The 18,141-nt window shown below is 68.9% G+C and carries 20 protein-coding genes, 1 tRNA gene and 1 pseudogene; 16 read left to right on the top strand and 6 right to left on the bottom strand.

The window, feature by feature from the left end; translation table 11 throughout:
- Nucleotides 1-495 precede the first annotated feature (495 nt).
- The 6 genes from JHN63_RS03950 (at nucleotide 496) to JHN63_RS03925 (ending at nucleotide 6,760) form a co-directional block, all read left to right on the top strand.
- Nucleotides 496-978, top strand: a complete 483-nt coding sequence (locus tag JHN63_RS03950; RefSeq protein ID WP_003953493.1) for a CarD family transcriptional regulator — start codon at nucleotides 496-498, stop codon at nucleotides 976-978.
- A 250-nt stretch (nucleotides 979-1,228) separates the two neighbouring features.
- A complete protein-coding gene (ispD, locus tag JHN63_RS03945; RefSeq protein WP_200677252.1) occupies nucleotides 1,229-1,981 on the top strand; it encodes a 2-C-methyl-D-erythritol 4-phosphate cytidylyltransferase in 753 nt (250 codons plus the stop codon).
- A complete protein-coding gene (gene ispF, locus JHN63_RS03940) occupies nucleotides 1,971-2,465 on the top strand; it encodes a 2-C-methyl-D-erythritol 2,4-cyclodiphosphate synthase (RefSeq protein ID WP_200677251.1) in 495 nt (164 codons plus the stop codon). The genes ispD and ispF overlap by 11 nt, the downstream gene beginning before the upstream one ends.
- Before the next feature lie 110 nt (nucleotides 2,466-2,575).
- Nucleotides 2,576-3,976, top strand: a complete 1,401-nt coding sequence (gene cysS / locus JHN63_RS03935) for a cysteine--tRNA ligase (RefSeq protein ID WP_200677250.1) — start codon at nucleotides 2,576-2,578, stop codon at nucleotides 3,974-3,976.
- A gap of 110 nt (nucleotides 3,977-4,086) precedes the next feature.
- Nucleotides 4,087-5,028: a 23S rRNA (guanosine(2251)-2'-O)-methyltransferase RlmB gene (gene rlmB / locus JHN63_RS03930; protein WP_200677249.1), complete on the top strand. Its 942-nt coding sequence runs from the start codon at nucleotides 4,087-4,089 to the stop codon at nucleotides 5,026-5,028.
- Nucleotides 5,029-5,146: 118 nt separating this feature from the next.
- Nucleotides 5,147-6,760 (top strand): DoxX family protein, encoded by a 1,614-nt coding sequence (locus tag JHN63_RS03925; protein WP_200677248.1) that lies wholly within the window; start codon nucleotides 5,147-5,149, stop codon nucleotides 6,758-6,760.
- A gap of 196 nt (nucleotides 6,761-6,956) precedes the next feature.
- On the opposite strand, the gene JHN63_RS03920 is transcribed toward JHN63_RS03925, so the two are convergent.
- From JHN63_RS03920 to JHN63_RS03910, 3 genes are all read right to left on the bottom strand, one after another.
- Nucleotides 6,957-7,688, bottom strand: a complete 732-nt coding sequence (locus tag JHN63_RS03920; protein ID WP_200677247.1) for a nucleotidyltransferase family protein — start codon at nucleotides 7,686-7,688, stop codon at nucleotides 6,957-6,959.
- Nucleotides 7,689-7,785: 97 nt separating this feature from the next.
- Nucleotides 7,786-8,244 carry a hypothetical protein gene (locus JHN63_RS03915; protein WP_200677246.1) on the bottom strand — a complete coding sequence of 153 codons (459 nt, stop codon included), beginning with the start codon at nucleotides 8,242-8,244 and terminating at the stop codon, nucleotides 7,786-7,788.
- A 295-nt stretch (nucleotides 8,245-8,539) separates the two neighbouring features.
- Nucleotides 8,540-9,676 (bottom strand): ABC transporter ATP-binding protein, encoded by a 1,137-nt coding sequence (locus JHN63_RS03910; RefSeq protein ID WP_200677245.1) that lies wholly within the window; start codon nucleotides 9,674-9,676, stop codon nucleotides 8,540-8,542.
- A gap of 234 nt (nucleotides 9,677-9,910) precedes the next feature.
- On the opposite strand from JHN63_RS03910, the gene JHN63_RS03905 reads away from it, so the two are divergent.
- A tRNA-Thr gene (locus JHN63_RS03905) sits at nucleotides 9,911-9,984 on the top strand.
- A gap of 498 nt (nucleotides 9,985-10,482) precedes the next feature.
- Nucleotides 10,483-10,686: a cold-shock protein gene (locus JHN63_RS03900; protein ID WP_004986771.1), complete on the top strand. Its 204-nt coding sequence runs from the start codon at nucleotides 10,483-10,485 to the stop codon at nucleotides 10,684-10,686.
- A 133-nt stretch (nucleotides 10,687-10,819) separates the two neighbouring features.
- On the opposite strand, the gene JHN63_RS03895 is transcribed toward JHN63_RS03900, so the two are convergent.
- Nucleotides 10,820-10,996, bottom strand: coding sequence for a hypothetical protein (locus JHN63_RS03895; protein ID WP_200677244.1), 177 nt, complete (start codon nucleotides 10,994-10,996; stop codon nucleotides 10,820-10,822).
- Between the two features lie 46 nt (nucleotides 10,997-11,042).
- Between JHN63_RS03895 and JHN63_RS03890 the strand changes: the two genes are divergently transcribed.
- Genes JHN63_RS03890 through JHN63_RS03880 form a run of 3 tightly spaced genes read left to right on the top strand, consistent with a single transcriptional unit; the run spans nucleotide 11,043 to nucleotide 13,345 of the window.
- Complete coding sequence (locus tag JHN63_RS03890; protein ID WP_200677243.1) at nucleotides 11,043-12,533, top strand: DEAD/DEAH box helicase; 1,491 nt, start codon at nucleotides 11,043-11,045, stop codon at nucleotides 12,531-12,533.
- A 46-nt stretch (nucleotides 12,534-12,579) separates the two neighbouring features.
- Nucleotides 12,580-12,987: a CBS domain-containing protein gene (locus tag JHN63_RS03885; RefSeq protein ID WP_200677242.1), complete on the top strand. Its 408-nt coding sequence runs from the start codon at nucleotides 12,580-12,582 to the stop codon at nucleotides 12,985-12,987.
- 49 nt (nucleotides 12,988-13,036) lie between these two features.
- Nucleotides 13,037-13,345, top strand: coding sequence for an SCO5918 family protein (locus tag JHN63_RS03880; protein WP_200677241.1), 309 nt, complete (start codon nucleotides 13,037-13,039; stop codon nucleotides 13,343-13,345).
- 119 nt (nucleotides 13,346-13,464) lie between these two features.
- Here JHN63_RS03880 and JHN63_RS03875 read toward each other — a convergent pair whose 3' ends face one another.
- Complete coding sequence (locus tag JHN63_RS03875; protein WP_200677240.1) at nucleotides 13,465-13,824, bottom strand: hypothetical protein; 360 nt, start codon at nucleotides 13,822-13,824, stop codon at nucleotides 13,465-13,467.
- 46 nt (nucleotides 13,825-13,870) lie between these two features.
- Nucleotides 13,871-14,229 (bottom strand): annotated as a pseudogene (locus tag JHN63_RS03870) (ATP-binding protein).
- Between the two features lie 795 nt (nucleotides 14,230-15,024).
- Here JHN63_RS03870 and JHN63_RS03865 point away from each other — a divergent pair.
- From JHN63_RS03865 to JHN63_RS03845, 5 genes are all read left to right on the top strand, one after another.
- Nucleotides 15,025-15,363, top strand: coding sequence for a MerR family transcriptional regulator (locus JHN63_RS03865; protein WP_200677239.1), 339 nt, complete (start codon nucleotides 15,025-15,027; stop codon nucleotides 15,361-15,363).
- A 243-nt stretch (nucleotides 15,364-15,606) separates the two neighbouring features.
- Nucleotides 15,607-15,810 carry a cold-shock protein gene (locus JHN63_RS03860; RefSeq protein WP_008735947.1) on the top strand — a complete coding sequence of 68 codons (204 nt, stop codon included), beginning with the start codon at nucleotides 15,607-15,609 and terminating at the stop codon, nucleotides 15,808-15,810.
- 876 nt (nucleotides 15,811-16,686) lie between these two features.
- Nucleotides 16,687-17,331, top strand: coding sequence for a hemolysin III family protein (locus JHN63_RS03855; RefSeq protein ID WP_200677238.1), 645 nt, complete (start codon nucleotides 16,687-16,689; stop codon nucleotides 17,329-17,331).
- Nucleotides 17,332-17,551: 220 nt separating this feature from the next.
- Entirely contained in the window at nucleotides 17,552-17,908 is a 357-nt protein-coding gene (locus JHN63_RS03850) for a PRC-barrel domain-containing protein (RefSeq protein WP_200677237.1), read from the top strand.
- A gap of 37 nt (nucleotides 17,909-17,945) precedes the next feature.
- Entirely contained in the window at nucleotides 17,946-18,113 is a 168-nt protein-coding gene (locus JHN63_RS03845) for a hypothetical protein (protein WP_200677236.1), read from the top strand.
- The last annotated feature ends 28 nt before the right edge of the window (nucleotides 18,114-18,141 follow it).

The raw sequence follows: 18,141 nt of genomic DNA, 5'->3' as shown, positions 1-18,141 counted from the left end.
TTCCCGCCCCACCGCACCCGACCCTCCCTCAACCGGGTACCCGTGTGCCCCAAGTGACTCGCGGGTCACTTGTGCCCGGTGCTCGTCCGGCATTCACATAAGCAGCTCAGCCGTCCGTCGGCGGATTTTCCGTGAAGAATGCACGGCACCTCGGAGAATTGATCAACGACATCTCGGCGGGCCCCGGTGATCAATTCCGGATTCGTCCCGTACCGCGCTCCGCCCACCGAACGGAGTAGCGGAAGTCGGGCACTTCGAACCAGACATTTGGGGACGTTAGACCGCTTGGAGGCGCCTCCGGATGTGTGTAACGTACGCGTTTCACCTCGCCCGGAGAGCTGCTCCGACCTGCGAATACCCTCTTCCGCTCGGCGTCCGCAGCACGTTCCTGTTGCTGTTGTCAAGCCCCGAGATATGCCCTGACCTGCGAAAACGCCATTCAGAACCCGCAGTTTCCGTGTTACCCTGGATAGCCACGGAAGGGGTACCTGTCACATGACGTTCAAGGTTGGCGACACCGTGGTCTATCCCCATCACGGGGCCGCGCTGATCGAGGCTATCGAAACTCGCCAGATCAAAGGCGTGGACAAGACCTACTTGGTGCTGAAGGTCGCTCAGGGTGACCTGACGGTGCGTGTGCCAGCGGACAATGCGGAGTTCGTCGGCGTACGTGATGTGGTCGGTCAGGACGGGCTGGACCGGGTCTTCGAGGTGCTGCGCGCTCCGTATGCCGAGGAGCCCACGAACTGGTCGCGTCGTTACAAGGCAAATCTCGAGAAGCTCGCCTCCGGCGATGTCATCAAGGTCGCGGAAGTCGTCCGTGACCTGTGGCGTCGTGAGCGCGAGCGCGGACTGTCCGCAGGTGAGAAGCGCATGCTCGCCAAGGCTCGCCAGATCCTGGTGAGTGAGCTCGCGCTCGCGGAGAACACGAACGAGGACAAGGCCGAGGCCCTGCTCGACGAGGTTCTCGCGTCCTGACGCAGGCGACTGGTACGCCCTGCTCAGCACACTGAAATGCCGTGGTGCCCGATGACAGTCCCCCTGTCGCCGGGCGCTTCGGCATGTTCGGGGGCAGTTCAGGGCTACGTCGAGAAACCCCCGATAATGGTGTGCCGGGCCCGGGCAGCAGGCTCGACCGGTGTCACGGAAGGGTCCGGTCAAGGCGTCGCGCCCGGCACTCCTGAGGCCATACCCACGTAGGTCGAGCACACAAACCTGACAGGAACCGATGTCTGACGATTCGCGCTCTTCGCAGGCGCAGTCCTCCGTCGCCGCCGTGATCCCGGCCGCCGGACGGGGCGTACGCCTCGGCCCGGGCGCCCCCAAAGCGCTACGCGCGCTGAACGGCACCCCCATGCTCATCCACGCGATCCGCGCCCTGGCCGCCTCCCGCGCGGTCTCCCTGGTCGTCGTCGTGGCCCCGCCCGACGGCGCCGCCGAGGTCAAGACCCTCCTCGACGCGCACGCGCTGCCCGAGCGCACCGACTTCCTGGTCGTCCCCGGCGGCGACTCCCGCCAGGAGTCCGTGAAGCTCGGCCTGGACGCGCTGCCCCCCGGCCACGACATCGTCCTGGTCCACGACGCGGCCCGCCCGCTCGTCCCGGTCGACACGGTCGACGCGGTCATCGAGGCCGTACGGGACGGAGCCCCCGCCGTCGTACCGGCCCTGCCGCTGGCCGACACCGTCAAGGAGGTCGAGCCGGCCGCGCGCCCCGGCGACCCGGAGCCGGTGGTCGCCACCCCCGAGCGGGCCCGGCTGCGCGCCGTACAGACCCCACAGGGCTTCGACCGCGCCACGCTCGTCCGCGCGCACGAGACGGTCACCGAGAACGTCACCGACGACGCGAGCATGGTCGAGCAGCTCGGCCTGACGGTCGTGGTCGTCCCCGGCCACGAGGAGGCCTTCAAGGTGACCCGCCCCCTGGACCTCGTCCTCGCGGAGGCGGTCCTGGCCCGCAGGAGGCTGAACGATGGCTTCTGAGCCGTACCCCCTGCCCCAGGTCGGCATCGGCACCGACATCCACGCCTTCGAGGAGGGCCGCGAGCTGTGGTGCGCGGGCCTGAAGTGGGAGGGCGAGGGCCCGGGCCTGGCCGGCCACTCCGACGCGGACGTCGTCGCCCACGCGGCCTGCAACGCCCTCTTCTCGGCGGCGGGCCTCGGCGACCTGGGTCAGCACTTCGGCACGGGCCGCCCCGAGTGGTCGGGCGCGTCCGGCGTCACCTTGCTGACGGAGGCGGCCCGCATCGTCCGCGAGGCGGGCTTCACCATCGGCAACGTCGCGGTCCAGGTCGTAGGACCGCGTCCGAAGATCGGCAAGCGACGGGACGAGGCGCAGAAGCTGCTGTCCGAGGCGGCGGGAGCTCCGGTGTCGGTGTCGGGTGCCACGACGGACGGCCTGGGCTTCCCGGGCAGGGGCGAGGGCCTGATGGCGGTGGCGACGGCGCTGGTCGTGAGACGCGGTTGAGCGGTCCGGCCTCGGCTTTCGGGGGAGCGGGGAACTGAGCGACCAGCCCCCACCGGCCGGTACCCGACATACGGTCCCGCGCACCCCGTACCGCCCACTACCCTTGTACCGTGACCATTCGTCTGTACGACACCAGCGCCCGGCAGATTCGCGACTTCACCCCGCTCACCGCGGGCTGTGTCTCGATCTACCTGTGTGGTGCCACCGTGCAGGCCGCCCCGCACATCGGCCACATCCGTTCGGGGCTGAACTTCGACATCCTCCGCCGCTGGTTCGAACACCGCGGCTACGACGTCACGTTCATCCGCAACGTCACCGACATCGACGACAAGATCATCGCCAAGTCCCGTGACCAGGGCCGCCCTTGGTGGTCCATCGGCTACGAGAACGAGCGCGCGTTCAACGACGGCTACCAGGCACTCGGCTGCCTCCCGCCGACGTACGAACCGCGGGCGACCGGCCATGTCCCCGAGATGATCGAGATGATGCGCGGGCTGATCGAGCGCGGTCACGCGTACGAGGCCGACGGCAGCGTCTACTTCGACGTGCGCTCGTACCCGGACTACCTCCAGCTGTCCAACCAGGACATCGACGACCTCCGCCAGCCCTCCGAGGACGGCATCACCGGCAAGCGCGACCCGCGCGACTTCGCGATGTGGAAGGCGACCAAGCCGGGCGAGCCCGACTGGGAGACCCCGTGGGGCCGCGGCCGCCCCGGCTGGCACCTGGAGTGCTCGGCGATGGCGCACAAGTACCTGGGCCCCGTCTTCGACATCCACGGCGGCGGCCTCGACCTGATCTTCCCGCACCACGAGAACGAGATCGCCCAGGCCAAGGCCTACGGCGACGACTTCGCGCAGTACTGGGTGCACAACGCCTGGGTCACCATGAGCGGCGAGAAGATGTCGAAGTCGCTCGGCAACAGCGTGCTGGTGAGCGAGATGGTCAAGCAGTGGCGGCCCATCGTCCTGCGCTACTACCTCGGCACCCCGCACTACCGCTCGATGATCGAGTACAGCGAGGAGGCCCTGCGCGAGGCCGAGTCCGCGTTCGCGCGGATCGAGGGCTTCGTGCAGCGGGTGGTGGAGAAGGCCGGGGGAGTCGTCGAGCCCGCGGCCGAGGTGCCGCCCGCGTTCGCCGAGGCGATGGACGACGACCTGGGCGTGCCGCAGGCCCTGGCCGTCGTGCACACCACGGTCCGGCAGGGGAACTCCGCGCTGGCCGCCGACGACAAGGAAGCCGCGGTGGCCCGCCTCGCCGAGGTGCGCGCGATGCTCGGCGTCCTCGGCCTGGACCCGCTGGACCCGCAGTGGGCCGGCGAGACCGACCGCGGCGAGGACCTGCACGGCGTCGTCGACACCCTGGTCCGCATGGTCCTCGACCAGCGCGAGGCCGCCCGGGGCCGTAAGGACTGGGGCACCGCGGACGCCATCCGCGACCAGCTCAACCAGTCGGGCCTGGTCATCGAGGACGGCCCGCAGGGCCCGCGCTGGACCCTCGGCCCACGCTGAACCCGTCCCGGTCAACGAAGATCGACTGTGCCGCCCGGCCCTCCGGGCGGCACACTGCATAGACGTACGTCCACACGCTTCTGAAAAGACTCTGAACAGACAGGTAGGTCATGGCAGCCAACAACCGCCGCATGTCCGGCAAGAAGGGCGCGCAGGTCGGCAGTGGCGGCCAGCGGCGCAGGGGCCTCGAAGGCAAGGGCCCCACCCCGCCCGCCGAGGCGCGCAAGGGCCACAAGAAGAACCGCGTCGCCAACGCCAAGGCCAAGCAGGTCCAGCGCCGCCCGGTCGCGCGCGGGCGCGGCGGCAAGGGCACGTCCGAGATGGTCGTCGGCCGCAACCCGGTCGTGGAGGCGCTGCGCGAGGGCGTCCCGGCGGTCACGCTCTACGTCCAGCAGTTCATCGACAACGACGAGCGGGTGCGCGAGGCGCTCCAGCTCGTCGCCGACCGCGGTGGCGTCCACCTCATGGAGGCCCCGCGCCCCGAGCTGGACCGCATGACCAACGGCCTCAACCACCAGGGCCTGGTCCTCCAGGTCCCGGCGTACGAGTACGCGCACGCCGAGGACCTCGCCAACGCGGCCTACGACAAGGGCGAGGACCCGCTGATCGTCGCCCTCGACGGGATCACCGACCCGCGCAACCTCGGCGCGATCGTCCGCTCCGTCTCCGCGTTCGGCGGCCACGGCGTCCTCGTCCCCGAGCGTCGCGCGGCCGGCATGACCGCCGGTGCGTGGAAGACGTCGGCCGGTACGGCGGCCCGTACGCCCGTCGCCCGCGCGACGAACCTGACGCGTGCGCTGGAGGCGTACAAGAAGGCGGGTCTCGCGATCGTCGGTCTCGCGGCCGACGGTGAGCACGAGGTCGGTGAACTCGCCGCGCTGGAAGGCCCGGTGGTCATCGTCGTCGGCAGCGAGGGCAAGGGCCTGTCCCGACTCGTGGGCGAGACCTGTGACTTCAGGGTCCGCATCCCGATGCCGGGCGGCGCGGAGTCCCTCAACGCCGGTGTGGCGGCCGGGGTCGTGCTCTACGAGGCGGCCCGCAAGCGTTCCTGAACGGGCGTTCGGCACCGTCCCCCACTCGGGGCAATCTGGGCGCGGGGCACCCGCTTGACGCGGTCCGGACACTTCCGGCGAGTCAAAGCAGTGTCCTAAACACACGTCACTCGGTTAGATGAGTGTGGACACCAGAACACCCCGCACACCCACGGGGGACGGCCCGTCGGGCTTCGACGACGCTCCCGCGCTGAGCATGGTGAAGGTGCCGAGCGATCCGGCGCAGATCATCGTCAATCATGCGAGCTTCCGCGTGCAGTTGGGCGCCTCGACGCGTTCCCCGTCGCCGCGGATCGCACGGCACTTGAGCGCCACCGATGCCTCCGGCCGGATCCCCGCCGCCACCGGCGCGCGCCGCCGGCCCGTCGTCTGGAGCGGCAAGTCCGCCCCCGACGACACCGGCGCCCACCGGCTGCTCCAGGCCGTGCGCGGCACGGGCGTCCGGCACGGCGACGAACCGGGCGGCGACGCCGGAGCCACGCAGGTCATCCCCCGTATCGACAGCGGCGGTTACGACGGCGACCTGACCGCGCAGACCATCGAGACCCCGGTGGTCGGCGCCCAGCGCGGCGGCGATCACGACACCGGCGAGACCCGACTCCTGCCGCCCATGCGGACGGTGGGCAGCGCCTACGACGAACCCGCCTACGGGGAAGGGGAGTTCGAGGACTTCGACGAGGCGGAACGCGCCTGCCGCACCCGGCGGAACCCCAACGAGCCGGTACGGCACGCCTATTACCCCGGCCGCCGAATGAACCTCGGGGTCGTCCTCCTCCCGCTCCGCATCTTCCTCGGCTTCATCTCCATCTACGCCGGCATGGGCAAGCTGTGCGACCCCGTCTACTTCGACGGCGGCAAGCGCGGCTCGATGGTGAAGTGGCTCAACACCCTGCACCCGTGGGAAGTCGCCGAGCCACTACGGCAGTTCGCGCTCCAGCACCCCGTCGGCTCCGGGCTCGTCATCGCCTTCGCCCAGGTCATCGTGGGCGTCCTCACGATCCTGGGCCTGTGGCAGCGGGTCGCCGCGGTCTTCGGCGCGCTGCTCTCGGCGGCACTGATCGTCACGGTCAGCTGGAAGACCGTCCCGGCCTACGACGCGCCCGACATCATCTATCTGGCCGCGTGGTCCCCGCTGATCATCGCGGGTGCCCCGGTGTACTCCGTCGACGGCCGTCTCGCGGGCAGTGCCTGGCGCCGCCTCGGACCCCGCGCGGAGATCTGGGAGTTGCGCCGTTACGTCCTGCGCCGCGGTGCGCTCGTCACGGCCGTCGCCATCGGACTCACCCTGCTCGTCGGCTCGTTGCTCGGCGGCGCGGTCCGCGACTCCAGCCGTGTGGTCGTCCCCGGCCCCGGCGAGGCCCCGCGCAACGAACTGCCGGGCGCCCCGCTCCCCGGAGAGCCGACGAAGAGCCACAGCAGCAGCCCCAAGGCCTCCAAGTCGCCGTCCCGTCCCGCGACTTCGGCCAAGCCGTCCGGGGCCGCGACGACGCCGGGTGCGACCCGCTCCTCCTCCACCGGTACGGCCACCGGCGGCGCCCCCAGCCAGACCCAGGGCACCGCGGGCCGCACCCAGCCCCAGCAGTCCTCCCCGGCCGGCCAGGCCCCCAGCACCACCTCCGGGCCCACGTCCGGCGGCGGTACCAGCGGCGGCACCGGCTCCAACGGCGGCTCCAGCACCGGGGGTTCGTCCTCCTCCGGCCAGCCGGGCCTGGTGGGCGGCCTGTTGGGGTAACTGGGCCGGTGGGTGGCTTGTTGACCCGGCCACCCACCGGCTGACTCGGCTGACTCATAGGAAGAGGGCCCGCACCTTTCGGTGCGGGCCCTCTTCGGTTCTGTCTTTCAGGGGCGCGGGGCTGTGTCGATCGCCGTGTGTCATTCCGGTGTGCGGCGCCGCCGCGTGGGCGCGCTCAGCCACACAGGGCCGGCGCTCAACGACCCAGCGCGGCAAGCTCCTTGGCGGCCTCGGTCAGGTCCTTGGCGGTGTCGATGGCCCGCCAGTAGGCCCCTTGAGGAATCGGGAACCCGGCGAGCCTCAACTCCCGCGCAAGGTGCGGAAACGTCGTCCGCTCGTGGTCCCCCCGCTCCGGCAACAACCCCGCGAACTCGGGCGAGAAGACGTACACCCCCGCATTGATCGCGTACTGCGTCGGGGGCGACTCGATGAAGTCCGTGACATGCCCGAACCCGTCCGTCTGCACGGCCCCCCAGGGGATCCGAGGCCGGGCCAGGGCGAGTGTGGCGACCGCGTCGCGCTCGGTGTGGAAGTCCGCCATGTCGCGCAGCGAGAAGCGCGTCCAGATGTCGCCGTTGGTGGCGTACCACGCCTTGTCCGGCCGGGGCAGACGCGCGGCGGCGTACTTGAGGCCGCCGCCGCGGCCCAGCGGCTCCGTCTCGACGACCGTGGTCACGTCGACCGGCAGATCGGCGGTTTTCAGCCAGTCCTGCAGCACCTCGGCGAGATGTCCGCAGCTGACCACCACGTCGGTCACGCCTTCTTCGGCGAGCCAGACGAGCTGATGGCCGATGATCGGCGTCCCCGTGCCGGGGATCTCGACCATCGGCTTGGGCCGGTCGTCGGTGTACGGGCGCAGCCGGGATCCCTGGCCACCGGCCAGGATCACGGCTTGGGTGGGGCGCGGCGCGGCGTTCGGATCGGTCATGACCCGAACTGTACGTGGCGGCCCCACCGTGTCTTTCGGCTGCAACCGTTCCTTAATCAGCCGTTACCGACCTCCTACTCCGGGCGCCGGCTCCGGGTCAGCTGTGCGCGGCCATGACCCCGGAGGCGAACGCGGTGTCGCACACGGGGCGGGCGTAGGACTGGGCGCGTGCGGCGCCGTAGATACGGACTGCTGCGCGGCCCAGTGCGCGGGCGATGGAGGTGCAGTGGCCGGCGAGCGAGGGTTGGCCGTTCACCGCCTCCTGGAGGTGGGTCAGGACGACGCCGGGGTTCTTGTCCTGGAGCTCGGTCAGGAGCTGGTCGCGCAGGATGTCCTGCGGGGCGCGTGCGGCGGCCCGTGAGGAGGCCCCGCGCGCCGCCGTGACGTCCGTCGCGGTGAGCATCGAGCTGGAGGGGCTCCCCGACCAGTTGACCCGGGTGACCGCGAGGGTCCCGGAGAGCACCATGACGACGGGCAGGACGAGGGCGAGCGTGCGGCCGACCCGGCGGGCGGGGCCCCGGCCGCGTCGCGGCTGTTGGTTATTGGAGTGCTTCACGCGTGTGAGGGTAGCGCCCGGTAATGATTTGGCGACATTTAGTCACCAATTTGGGGGATGGATTGGTGCCTCGAATTGGGTAGGGCGTTGACGAACACTGCTCGAAATGACCGGTCTGCCGGGGTATTTGTCGACACGGTCGGCCGACTCCGGGCAACGGGAAGGGCCCCGCGGCGAACCGCGGGGCCCTTCCTGGGAACGTTTGACCAGTCGGTGAGACCGGCGCGGTGGATGAGACCGGCTCGGTGCATGAGACCGACCGGCGGGTGGGCCGGCCGGTCGGCGATCGGACCGGTCAGTCGGTGAGGCGCTCGCCCGTGGAGGTCGAGAACACGTGGATCTCGCCCGGACGCGGGACCACGTGGAGCGTGGCGCCCTTGTCCGGCACGGCGCGGCCGCTGACGCGGACGACGAGGTCCTTGAGGTCGTCGCCGACCTTGGCGCTGCCGTAGACGTAACCGTCGGCGCCCAGCTCCTCGACGACGTTCACGGAGACGGCGAGACCGGCCGGGGCGTCCTCGGAGTCCTTGGTGAGGGACTTCGCGGCCTCGCCGTTGTGCTCCTCGATGTCGAAGTGCTCGGGGCGGACGCCGACGGTGACCGTGCGGTCGCCCTTGTCGGAGGCGGCCTTGAGGGCCTCGCGGTTGACCGGGACGACCGAGTTGCCGAACTTCACGCCGCCGTCGGTGATCGGGACCTCGATCAGGTTCATGGCGGGGGAGCCGATGAAGCCGGCCACGAAGAGGTTCTTGGGGCGGTCGTACATGTTGCGGGGGCTGTCGACCTGCTGGAGCAGACCGTCCTTGAGCACGGCCACCCGGTCGCCCATCGTCATGGCCTCGACCTGGTCGTGGGTGACGTAGACGGTGGTGATGCCGAGGCGGCGCTGCAGCGAGGCGATCTGCGTACGGGTGGAGACACGGAGCTTGGCGTCGAGGTTCGACAGCGGCTCGTCCATGAGGAAGACCTGGGGCTCACGCACGATGGCGCGACCCATCGCGACGCGCTGGCGCTGACCGCCGGACAGGGCCTTCGGCTTGCGGCCCAGGTAGTCGGTCAGGTCGAGGATCTTCGCCGCGTCCTCCACTTTCTGGCGGATCTCGGCCTTGTTGACGCCGGCGATCTTGAGCGCGAAGCCCATGTTGTCGGCGACCGTCATGTGCGGGTACAGCGCGTAGTTCTGGAACACCATGGCGATGTCCCGGTCCTTCGGCGGCAGGTGCGTGACGTCGCGGTCACCGATGCGGATGGCGCCGGCGTTGACGTCCTCGAGCCCCGCGAGCATGCGGAGCGAGGTGGACTTGCCACAGCCGGACGGACCGACGAGGACGAGGAACTCGCCGTCCCCGACCTCGATCTCCAGACCATCGACGGCGGGCTTCTCGGTGCCCGGGTAGATCCGGGTCGCCTTGTCGAACGAAACAGTGGCCATGGTGAAGGCCCCCTTCTACCGGCAGGAACGTGCCGGACGATCCGTTGTAGGAAGGTGGTGGTGTAGTCCACGCGAGTGAACTGGGACGGACGGTACCTGGCGTTTGACTGGTCTGTCAGTACCTGAGGGCATGTGAACTTCGCGGAAATTTTCGACAGGGCGCGACGGGGACCTGGGTACACTGCACCAGGCACGTGATCGCGCCCGCCTCACGGGCGTCCCGCACACGGGCAGGCCTCCTTAGCTCAGTTGGCCAGAGCAACGCACTTGTAATGCGTAGGTCGTCGGTTCGAATCCGACAGGGGGCTCATCCTGAAGACCAGCTCAGACCCTGTCTGAGCTGGTCTTTTTCGTTCAGCGGATGCGGCGGCGGGCACGGGAGGGGGCCGTGCGGCGGTCCCCGGTCCCAGTTCCGGTCTCAGTTGCGGGTGCAGGGGCAGGTTCCGGGGTGGCCATGTCCCTCGCCCACGCGGCCCTGGTTGCGGCCGGCGACTCCGCTTTTCCGGAACGTTGCCCTGCGAGTGAGTCAATAACTGTGTTTGTGAGGTGAGGGTTTGCCGGACCATGCAGCGAGAGTTTTTGTCGCAATGAGCGGAGTGGAATTAGTTAACCGACGGGGCCGTGGTGGCGTGCTACTGTTGATCTCAGTTGCAGTTTTGGTTCCCGAAACTTCAAGTGCTCCACTCGGCTTCGGCCGGGGAGAGCGCTTTTGTATTTCCGGTCGTTTTCCGGGCGGGGTAATCATTGCGGCGACACGGTGTCCGCACAGTGTGGATTCCGATGTACTGCCCCGAAGGAGATATGACATGGCTACTGGCACCGTGAAGTGGTTCAACGCGGAAAAGGGCTTCGGCTTCATCGAGCAGGATGGTGGCGGCGCTGACGTGTTCGCCCACTACTCGAACATTGCCGCCCAGGGTTTCCGCGAGCTGCTGGAAGGCCAGAAGGTGAGCTTCGACATCGCGCAGGGCCAGAAGGGCCCGACGGCCGAGAACATCGTTCCGGCCTGACGCTGACGAGCACTCTGTAGCTGGGGCCCGCATCCTTCGGGGTGCGGGCCCCAGCTGCACGCGTTTCCCGTGACTGTTTCATCAGCGGGACGGCTCGGAGGAATCCGCGGCCTTGCCAGGCACGACTCATCCTTCAGAGATGCACCCCGTCCTGAAGAGCCGCACCGCGGTCGACACCCCGATTGCCCGTCCCTGTCACGTCACCCATTTCAGCACCTGCGCCCGCGTGGATTTCCGTCGGCCAGATCTGCTTTCTTTTGTATTTTGCTTTTGCCGTCGGTCCATACTTGTGGTTCTCCATGCTGCTCAACGCTGCGGGAATTCCTTGATATGTGCCACATCGAGGAAGGTTCCGCATGAACCGCACACGTACGAACGACCGCTTTGCCCGCACCCGTAATGGCAGTGCCGACGCAGGGAGGGGCGGCAGCCGCTACGGCTCGTCGGCACCGCGCCGTTCCGGCGGGCCTGTGCGTTCCGGCGGTTACGGCCGCCGACCCGCCGCGGTGCAGGGTGAGTTCGCGCTCCCTGAGACGATCACCCCCGCGCTGCCTGCCGTTGAGGGTTTCGCCGATCTCGACATGCCCGAGCAACTGCTGGCCGAACTCGGCAGGCAGGGTGTGAGTGCACCGTTCCCGATCCAGGGCGCGACGCTGCCGAACACTCTGGCGGGCCGTGACGTCCTGGGCCGTGGGCGCACCGGTTCCGGCAAGACTCTCGCCTTCGGCCTCGCCCTGCTCGCCCGCACGGCCGGACAGCGTGCCGAGCCCCGCCAGCCGCTGGGACTGATCCTCGTACCGACGCGTGAGCTGGCGCAGCAGGTGACCGACGCGCTCACTCCGTACGCCCGCTCCGTCAGGCTGCGGCTCGCCACTGTGGTGGGCGGGATGTCGATCGGCAGGCAGGTCAGCGTGCTGCGAGGCGGTGCCGAGGTCGTCGTCGCGACCCCGGGCCGGCTCAAGGACCTCATCGACCGCGGCGACTGCCGTCTGAACCAGGTGGGCATCACGGTGCTGGACGAGGCCGACCAGATGGCCGACATGGGCTTCATGCCGCAGGTCACCGCACTGCTCGACCAGGTGCGCCCGGAGGGGCAGCGGATGCTGTTCTCCGCCACCTTGGACCGAAACGTCGACCTGCTGGTGCGCCGCTATCTCACCGACCCCGTCGTGCACTCGGTCGACCCGTCGGCCGGTGCGGTCACGACGATGGAGCACCACGTCCTGCACGTCCACGGCGCCGACAAGCACGCCGCCACGACCGAGATCGCCGCCCGCGAGGGCCGGGTGATCATGTTCCTGGACACCAAGCACGCCGTGGACCGCCTGACTCAGGACCTCCTCAACAGCGGGGTCCGGGCCGCCGCGCTGCACGGCGGCAAGTCGCAGCCGCAGCGCACCCGCACACTCGCCCAGTTCAAGACGGGGCACGTCAGCGTGCTGGTGGCGACCAATGTGGCGGCGCGAGGCATTCACGTCGACAACCTCGACCTGGTCGTCAACGTCGACCCGCCGACCGACCACAAGGACTACCTCCACCGCGGTGGCCGTACCGCCCGCGCCGGCGAGTCCGGCAGCGTCGTCACCCTCGTGACACCCGGCCAGCGACGCGGCATGGCCCGCCTCATGTCGGACGCCGGGATCCGGCCGCAGATCACCGAGGTCCGCTCCGGCGAGGCCGAACTGAACCGCATCACCGGTGCCCAGACTCCCTCCGGCATCCCGGTCGTCATCACCGCACCCGTAGCCGAACGCCCCAAGCGCAGCGCCTCCAGGGGGCGTCGCCGCCCCTCCTCGGGAGCCCGGCGCGGGCCCGTGCGCCAGTCCGTCGCCGGTGCGGCGGCCTAGCACCTTCGTGATCAGGAAGCTGACCCATCTCTGCAGGAGGCATCTTTTGACGTTGGTTGAGACGCAGCCCCGCCCGGTGAACGCCGGCCCTGTGCACAGGACGCCGGCTGAGGTCATGGAGGCGGCTGGACCGCAGGTCTGGGACGACATGAGCGTCGAGGTGGCGCTGTCCGTCATGACCGCGGCCTGCACGGGCCGACTGGTCGTCTGCGACCAGGACGGCCAGTGCACCGGCCTGGTCACCCGGACCGAACTCACCGCCGTGCGCGACAACTCCGCTTACACGGACCGCGTCCGCCTGCGCGACATCCTCGGCGACCACCGGTCGTTCACGTCACCCGTGATGACGATGGCCGAAGCCGAGCACGCGATGCGTTCCCGTCGGCGGCTCGGTGCCCTGCCTGGGGCCGACGGGCAGGGCGGCGCTCTGGGCGTCCTCGCCCTCTCCCGCTGATCCGCCTCACCCCGGTCGGACCGTTCTCCCCTTCTCCCTGTGAGGCCCCATGCGCTGCGTCATCGCCCGTTTCCCCTTCGAGCTCACCAAGAGCGGTGTGCTGGAATCGATGAAGGGCATCAAGCCCGAGCAGGTCATGGGTGAGTCCGTGATCATCGGCCGCCGTCACTACCCCGTCAAGCAGGTCGGCCAGGTCATCACCCGCCAGGACCGCCGCGACTTCAGCGCCGACGAAGTCCGCCGGGCGATGACCAAGCTCGGCTTCACCTGCCGCGCCCTCCCCGAGGCCGCACCCGTAGGCATCCTCGGCTCGCTCCGGCAGGCTTCCGCGATGCTCGGCACTCCTATGTCTGCCTGACCGACGCGACAGGCACGCGCCGACACCTGAACAGCAGTGGGCCCGGCCGACGCGAGTCGGCCGGGCCCACACTGCGTGCGACGGGTTCCCGTCGCCGTGGTTCCTCGGCGGCCGGAATATCAGTGGTCGGAATAGCTGAAGTCGCCCACGGTCCAGGCGCTGACGTCGTCGATCGCGACCCGGTACATCCCGCCCGTCTCCGGGATCCCCACCGTGCCCTGAAGAATTCGGGCGACGTGGAAGTGCAGATGAGTGGGTGGCCCGTCCTCCTTTGCGGGGGTGTCGAACACGGCGGAGAACTCTCCCAGGCGGGCGGAATCCGTCAGAACCTCCGACACCCTCCGCCTCCACACGGCTTCGGGAGCCAGCCGGCCGGTGATGACAGCGCCGCCGGTGACCACGGTCAGGGACATCTGGTTGCTCTGCCCGGACTCCACCACGGTGGCGACGTCAACGAGCAGCTCGTCATGCTTCGACATGGGTCAGATTGTATTTGCCGGCCATCGGGCTGCTTCAGCGGTGGCGTCACCGGGCGACGGGCGCGTTCACGGTCTTGCCGCCGGCCGCCCGGCGGGTGACCGCGGTGGTGCGTGCGAGGCGGTTGACCATGGGCCAGCCGACGCTTCCGGTGCCGTCGTTCCGGTCGGGGGTGCGCATGCTCTGCGCCTGCGGGCTGCGGTCGTGCACGGCCACCTCGATGCTGTCGGGGTGTGCGGTCAGGTCCAGGGTGCAGGTGCCGCCGCCGTGGCGCACGGCGTTGGTGACGCGTTCCGGGACGACCAGGACCACGATGTCGGCGTCCTAGCTGCGATCGGACGTTGGAGACTTCCGAGGAAAAATCGCACGCTTTCGCGTGCGCGGGGCGACGGTTGTGGCGCTGACAGCCACTCCTCCTGCTCCGGTCACTGTTCGAGGCCGATTCCCTCTCTGTCGAATGCACGGAAATCTGTGTTTGTTGGAGTAGACATTGGAGCGGGGTCGTGGTTATGGTTCTCTCGTAGCCCAGAGAGACAGCAGGGCCTGGCAGACACGAACTGCCGGGCAGCGCAGTATCCGCAGGTGCAGTTGGCAGGACGGTGCGGTGGTGGAGTCGCGAAGCCAGAGCGGTTGCAGGACGGTGACGCGACTGACGACCGGACCGGGTGGCCCGCAGTGATCAGGGGCTGCCGTGAGCAGGACCGCAGTGGCAGTACCTGTAAGTGCAGTTCGCAGGACCCGGCAGTGAAGTGAGTGAGCAGCACCTCGGTGAAGGCGTCGGCTGCGGACGCGCGCACCGGGAGGTTCGGCAGTGGGGTTCCAAGCCAGAGCAGACGCAGGACGGGCGACGGGGCTGGCTGCCGAAGAGCGGCGCTGTCACAGGCCGCTGAGCAGTTCGTATCACCAGCAGTGCGCAGTACCCCACTTGTAAGCAGTTGATCCCAGAGGGAGAACGGAGGAGCCGAGCGCCATCAGGATCGCCCGGGCCGACATCTTGAACCCGGGTACCGCAGGACATCGATAGTGAGGTGGTCTCCGGTCAAGCAACCGCGATCCCAGCAGCCCCGACGGTATTCCGGTCGGGTCTGCGGAAACAGAGGGCCGACGCAGTACGAAGGCCGGCAGATGGTGTAGCAGTTCCTTCGGGGCCTTGGTGCCAAATGGCACCAAGGCCCCTCGACGCGTTCCACAGAGAGGTGCAAATGACAGCAGACGACTCGTTCGGCCGTATCGACGACGACGACTACCCCGCCTACACGATGGGCCGGGCCGCCGAACTCCTCGGCACCACCCAGGGCTTCCTCCGCGCCATCGGCGAAGCCCGCCTCATCACCCCGCTCCGCTCCGCCGGCGGCCACCGCCGCTACTCCCGCTACCAGCTGCGCATCGCCGCCCGCGCCCGGGAACTCGTCGACCACGGCACCTCTGTCGAGGCCGCCTGCCGCATCATCATCCTCGAAGACCAGCTCGAAGAAGCCCAGCGCATCAACGCCGAATACCGCCGCGCCGCCGAATCGGCGGACCCGACGACCACCGCCTGAGACGGGGGCCCGCCGACATCGGCGGGCACCCCCGTACGCCCCGTCCTGGTGTGCGGCGTGATCGCTTTCTCTGGTGACGCGGTGTGTGGGCGTGTAGCGTCTGCGTCAGCTGTCGTGGTTCGGAATTCTCCAGCCCATGCTCCCGGCATGGGCGTTTTGCTGTGCTGTGCCGCAGGGACCAGGGCGATCACCTCCGCTTTCCCCATGGAGGGGGAGGCGTTCATCGACTGGAAGGCATGAGACATGGCTACAGGAACTGTGAAGTGGTTCAACGCGGAGAAGGGCTTCGGCTTCATCGCCCAGGACGGCGGCGGCCCGGACGTCTTCGCGCACTACTCGGCGATCAACTCCTCCGGCTTCCGTGAACTTCAGGAGGGCCAGGTCGTGACGTTCGACGTCACCCAGGGCCAGAAGGGCCCCCAGGCCGAAAACATCAACCCGGCCTGACCCCGCAACCCTGCCCGAAGGATTGCGCACGCCGCGTCCCTGACTGCCGTCGGCCGCGCGCCGTGCTCTCACCCGGACACGGGACCGGCTCTGGTGCCGGGCGTCGACATGATCTGTGGTGCAGGGGATCAGGGCCGCGCAGCAACGGCCGCGCGGCCCTGATCTGTTGAAATGAATCCCGGTCCGACGCAACCTCGGCCGCAGACTTCCTGAGCGGCTGTCGTACGGCTTGGAGACGGAGACGTTCAGACGTTCGTCGGGGCATCTGATCGCGGGCCGAGAGGAGCTGGCGGGCCAGGGGGCGGTTCCCTCTCCGGTCACCGAACGCTGCACAAGGGCCTTGATGTTGGCGGGCAGCAGATACGCGGTACCCGAGGACCTCCACAGTTCCGCCCGGAAGCGTTCTCCAGCCGCCAGGCCCAACCGATGCTCCAACTGGCTTGCGAGGGGGGCGGATACGTGGGGGCGGACCTCAGGAAGCAGCGACGCTCCTTGCGCGTAGGCGGGCGGAATGCCCGTTCGGAAGTCCTGATCGTTCCCATGACCAGCCGGTCTACTCGGCTTCGGCTGGCCCAGTTGACGGCAGTATCAACGAGGGTGGAGTGGGAACGGCTGCGGAACACCATGCCTGCGACTGGGCGTGGTGTTCGAGACCGGCCTCCCGGAATGGCGTGGAGTGCCGTCTTTTAGCATGGCCCCGTGATCACTGGTGGCGCCCAGGAGTCCGAGGGAGGACGAGAAGCTGTGTCCCGCGACGCTGCTGAAGCCGAATACGTTCACGTCGCCTCATGGAGTGCAGAGAATCCTCAAGACCGGCCGCCCGTCGGATCAGAGGAGGATAAAGCGGAAAGGAAAGGTCATACGGTTGCCGCTCTCGTGGAGCGGGCAGCCGAACCGGTCAAGCCGAGGCTGCGTGGCTGGCTCCATGCCGCGATGGTCCCGGCCTCGCTGATCGCAGGCATCGTTCTCGTCTGTCGGGCCCGCACTCCGCAGGCGGCCCTGGCCTGCGTCGTGTATGCGGTCACCGCCGGCATGCTGTTCGCAACGAGCGCGATCTACCACCGTGGCACCTGGGGGCGGCTCGGCGAGGCACTCCTGCGACGTCTCGACCACGCCAACATCTTCCTCATCATCGCCGGCACCTGCACACCCCTGGCGGTGCTTCTCCTTCCGCCGGACCAGCGGTCCCTGCTGCTGTGGATCGTGTGGGCGGGCGCATTGGCCGGTATCGCGTTCCGGGTCTTCTGGGTCGGAGCTCCGCGCTGGCTGTACACCCCGTGTTACCTCGCGCTGGGGTGGGCACCGGTGCGTTACCTGCCCGACTTCCTGCACGCCGGGGGAGCGGCCGTACTCATCCTCATAGTGGTCGGCGGGCTTCTCTACAGCGCCGGCGCGGTGGTCTACGCCCTCCAGCGCCCCGACCCCTCACCCCGCTGGTTCGGCTTCCACGAGGTGTTCCACGCCCTGACCGTGGCGGCCTTCACCGCGCACTACATCGCCATCTTCCTGGCCGCCTACTGACCGCGACAGTTTCCGATCGCGCCGCTCATCGCCCGAGCTGCCGGGCGATGGACCGCGAAGGGCCGGGCTGTCGCAGAGGCATCGCGCCGCGCGTGAAAGCCGTCCGCCGTCCGGCCTACAAGCGGGCCGCTCTGAAGGGTGTGACGCTCCGTGGACAGGTAAGGAGGGAGGAGAACGTGACGCCAGCGGTCTTCAGCTGACCTGCGACAGAGGGGCTGCCGTGTTCGAGGCGCAAGACATCAGGGAATGGCGGGGCCACGACGTGGTCGACCATGAGCAGCACAAGATCGGCGTCCTGGAGGCGGTCTACGTGGACACGGCCACAGACCAGCCCGCGTTCGCAACGGTCAGGGTCGGCCTGCCGACCCGGCACCGGCTGGTGTTCGTCCCTCTGGGCGATGCGACGGTCGGTCCCGGCTATCTGAAGGTTGCCTACGACAAGAAGCAGGTCAAGGAAGCACCCTCGATCGGCACGGACGGCGAACTGCTCGCGGAGGACGAGAAGACGGTTTTCGCCCACTACGCCCTCGCCTACAGAATGGGCGAGGGTGGCGAACGTCGCCTCGCCCGCCGCTGATGCCCCCACCAATGTGCTCCACGATGAGGTGACACCGATGGCTCTCTTTCTCCTACTGGTCCTTGTGGCCATCGTGCTCGGCATCATCGGTGTGGCGGCGAAGGGCCTCTTCTACCTGCTGGTCATCGGTGTGGTGGTTCTGGTCGCCGACTTCGTCCTCCTTGGCCTGCGCCTGGGCCGCCGTCGCAGGCGTCTCCCGCGGTGACGCGGTCAGCCAGGCAGGTGCCCGGGCC

Origin of the sequence: Streptomyces sp. MBT65 (assembly GCF_016612545.1) — a bacterium.
Taxonomy (GTDB): Bacteria; Actinomycetota; Actinomycetes; order Streptomycetales; family Streptomycetaceae; genus Streptomyces.
The sequence above is the reverse complement of the archived record's forward strand: the minus strand, read 5'-3'. Positions and strand labels throughout refer to the sequence as shown.

What these genes read in the sequence shown, in the direction of transcription:
- JHN63_RS03950 (WP_003953493.1), top strand. Translation starts at nt 496, where the DNA reads ATGACGTTCAAGGTTGGCGACACCGTGGTCTATCCCCATCACGGGGCC.
- ispD (WP_200677252.1), top strand. Translation starts at nt 1,229, where the DNA reads ATGTCTGACGATTCGCGCTCTTCGCAGGCGCAGTCCTCCGTCGCCGCC.
- ispF (WP_200677251.1), top strand. Translation starts at nt 1,971, where the DNA reads ATGGCTTCTGAGCCGTACCCCCTGCCCCAGGTCGGCATCGGCACCGAC.
- rlmB (WP_200677249.1), top strand. Translation starts at nt 4,087, where the DNA reads ATGGCAGCCAACAACCGCCGCATGTCCGGCAAGAAGGGCGCGCAGGTC.
- JHN63_RS03925 (WP_200677248.1), top strand. Translation starts at nt 5,147, where the DNA reads ATGAGTGTGGACACCAGAACACCCCGCACACCCACGGGGGACGGCCCG.
- JHN63_RS03920 (WP_200677247.1), bottom strand. Translation starts at nt 7,688, where the DNA reads ATGACCGATCCGAACGCCGCGCCGCGCCCCACCCAAGCCGTGATCCTG.
- JHN63_RS03910 (WP_200677245.1), bottom strand. Translation starts at nt 9,676, where the DNA reads ATGGCCACTGTTTCGTTCGACAAGGCGACCCGGATCTACCCGGGCACC.
- JHN63_RS03900 (WP_004986771.1), top strand. Translation starts at nt 10,483, where the DNA reads ATGGCTACTGGCACCGTGAAGTGGTTCAACGCGGAAAAGGGCTTCGGC.
- JHN63_RS03890 (WP_200677243.1), top strand. Translation starts at nt 11,043, where the DNA reads ATGAACCGCACACGTACGAACGACCGCTTTGCCCGCACCCGTAATGGC.
- JHN63_RS03880 (WP_200677241.1), top strand. Translation starts at nt 13,037, where the DNA reads ATGCGCTGCGTCATCGCCCGTTTCCCCTTCGAGCTCACCAAGAGCGGT.
- JHN63_RS03875 (WP_200677240.1), bottom strand. Translation starts at nt 13,824, where the DNA reads ATGTCGAAGCATGACGAGCTGCTCGTTGACGTCGCCACCGTGGTGGAG.
- JHN63_RS03865 (WP_200677239.1), top strand. Translation starts at nt 15,025, where the DNA reads ATGACAGCAGACGACTCGTTCGGCCGTATCGACGACGACGACTACCCC.
- JHN63_RS03860 (WP_008735947.1), top strand. Translation starts at nt 15,607, where the DNA reads ATGGCTACAGGAACTGTGAAGTGGTTCAACGCGGAGAAGGGCTTCGGC.
- JHN63_RS03845 (WP_200677236.1), top strand. Translation starts at nt 17,946, where the DNA reads ATGGCTCTCTTTCTCCTACTGGTCCTTGTGGCCATCGTGCTCGGCATC.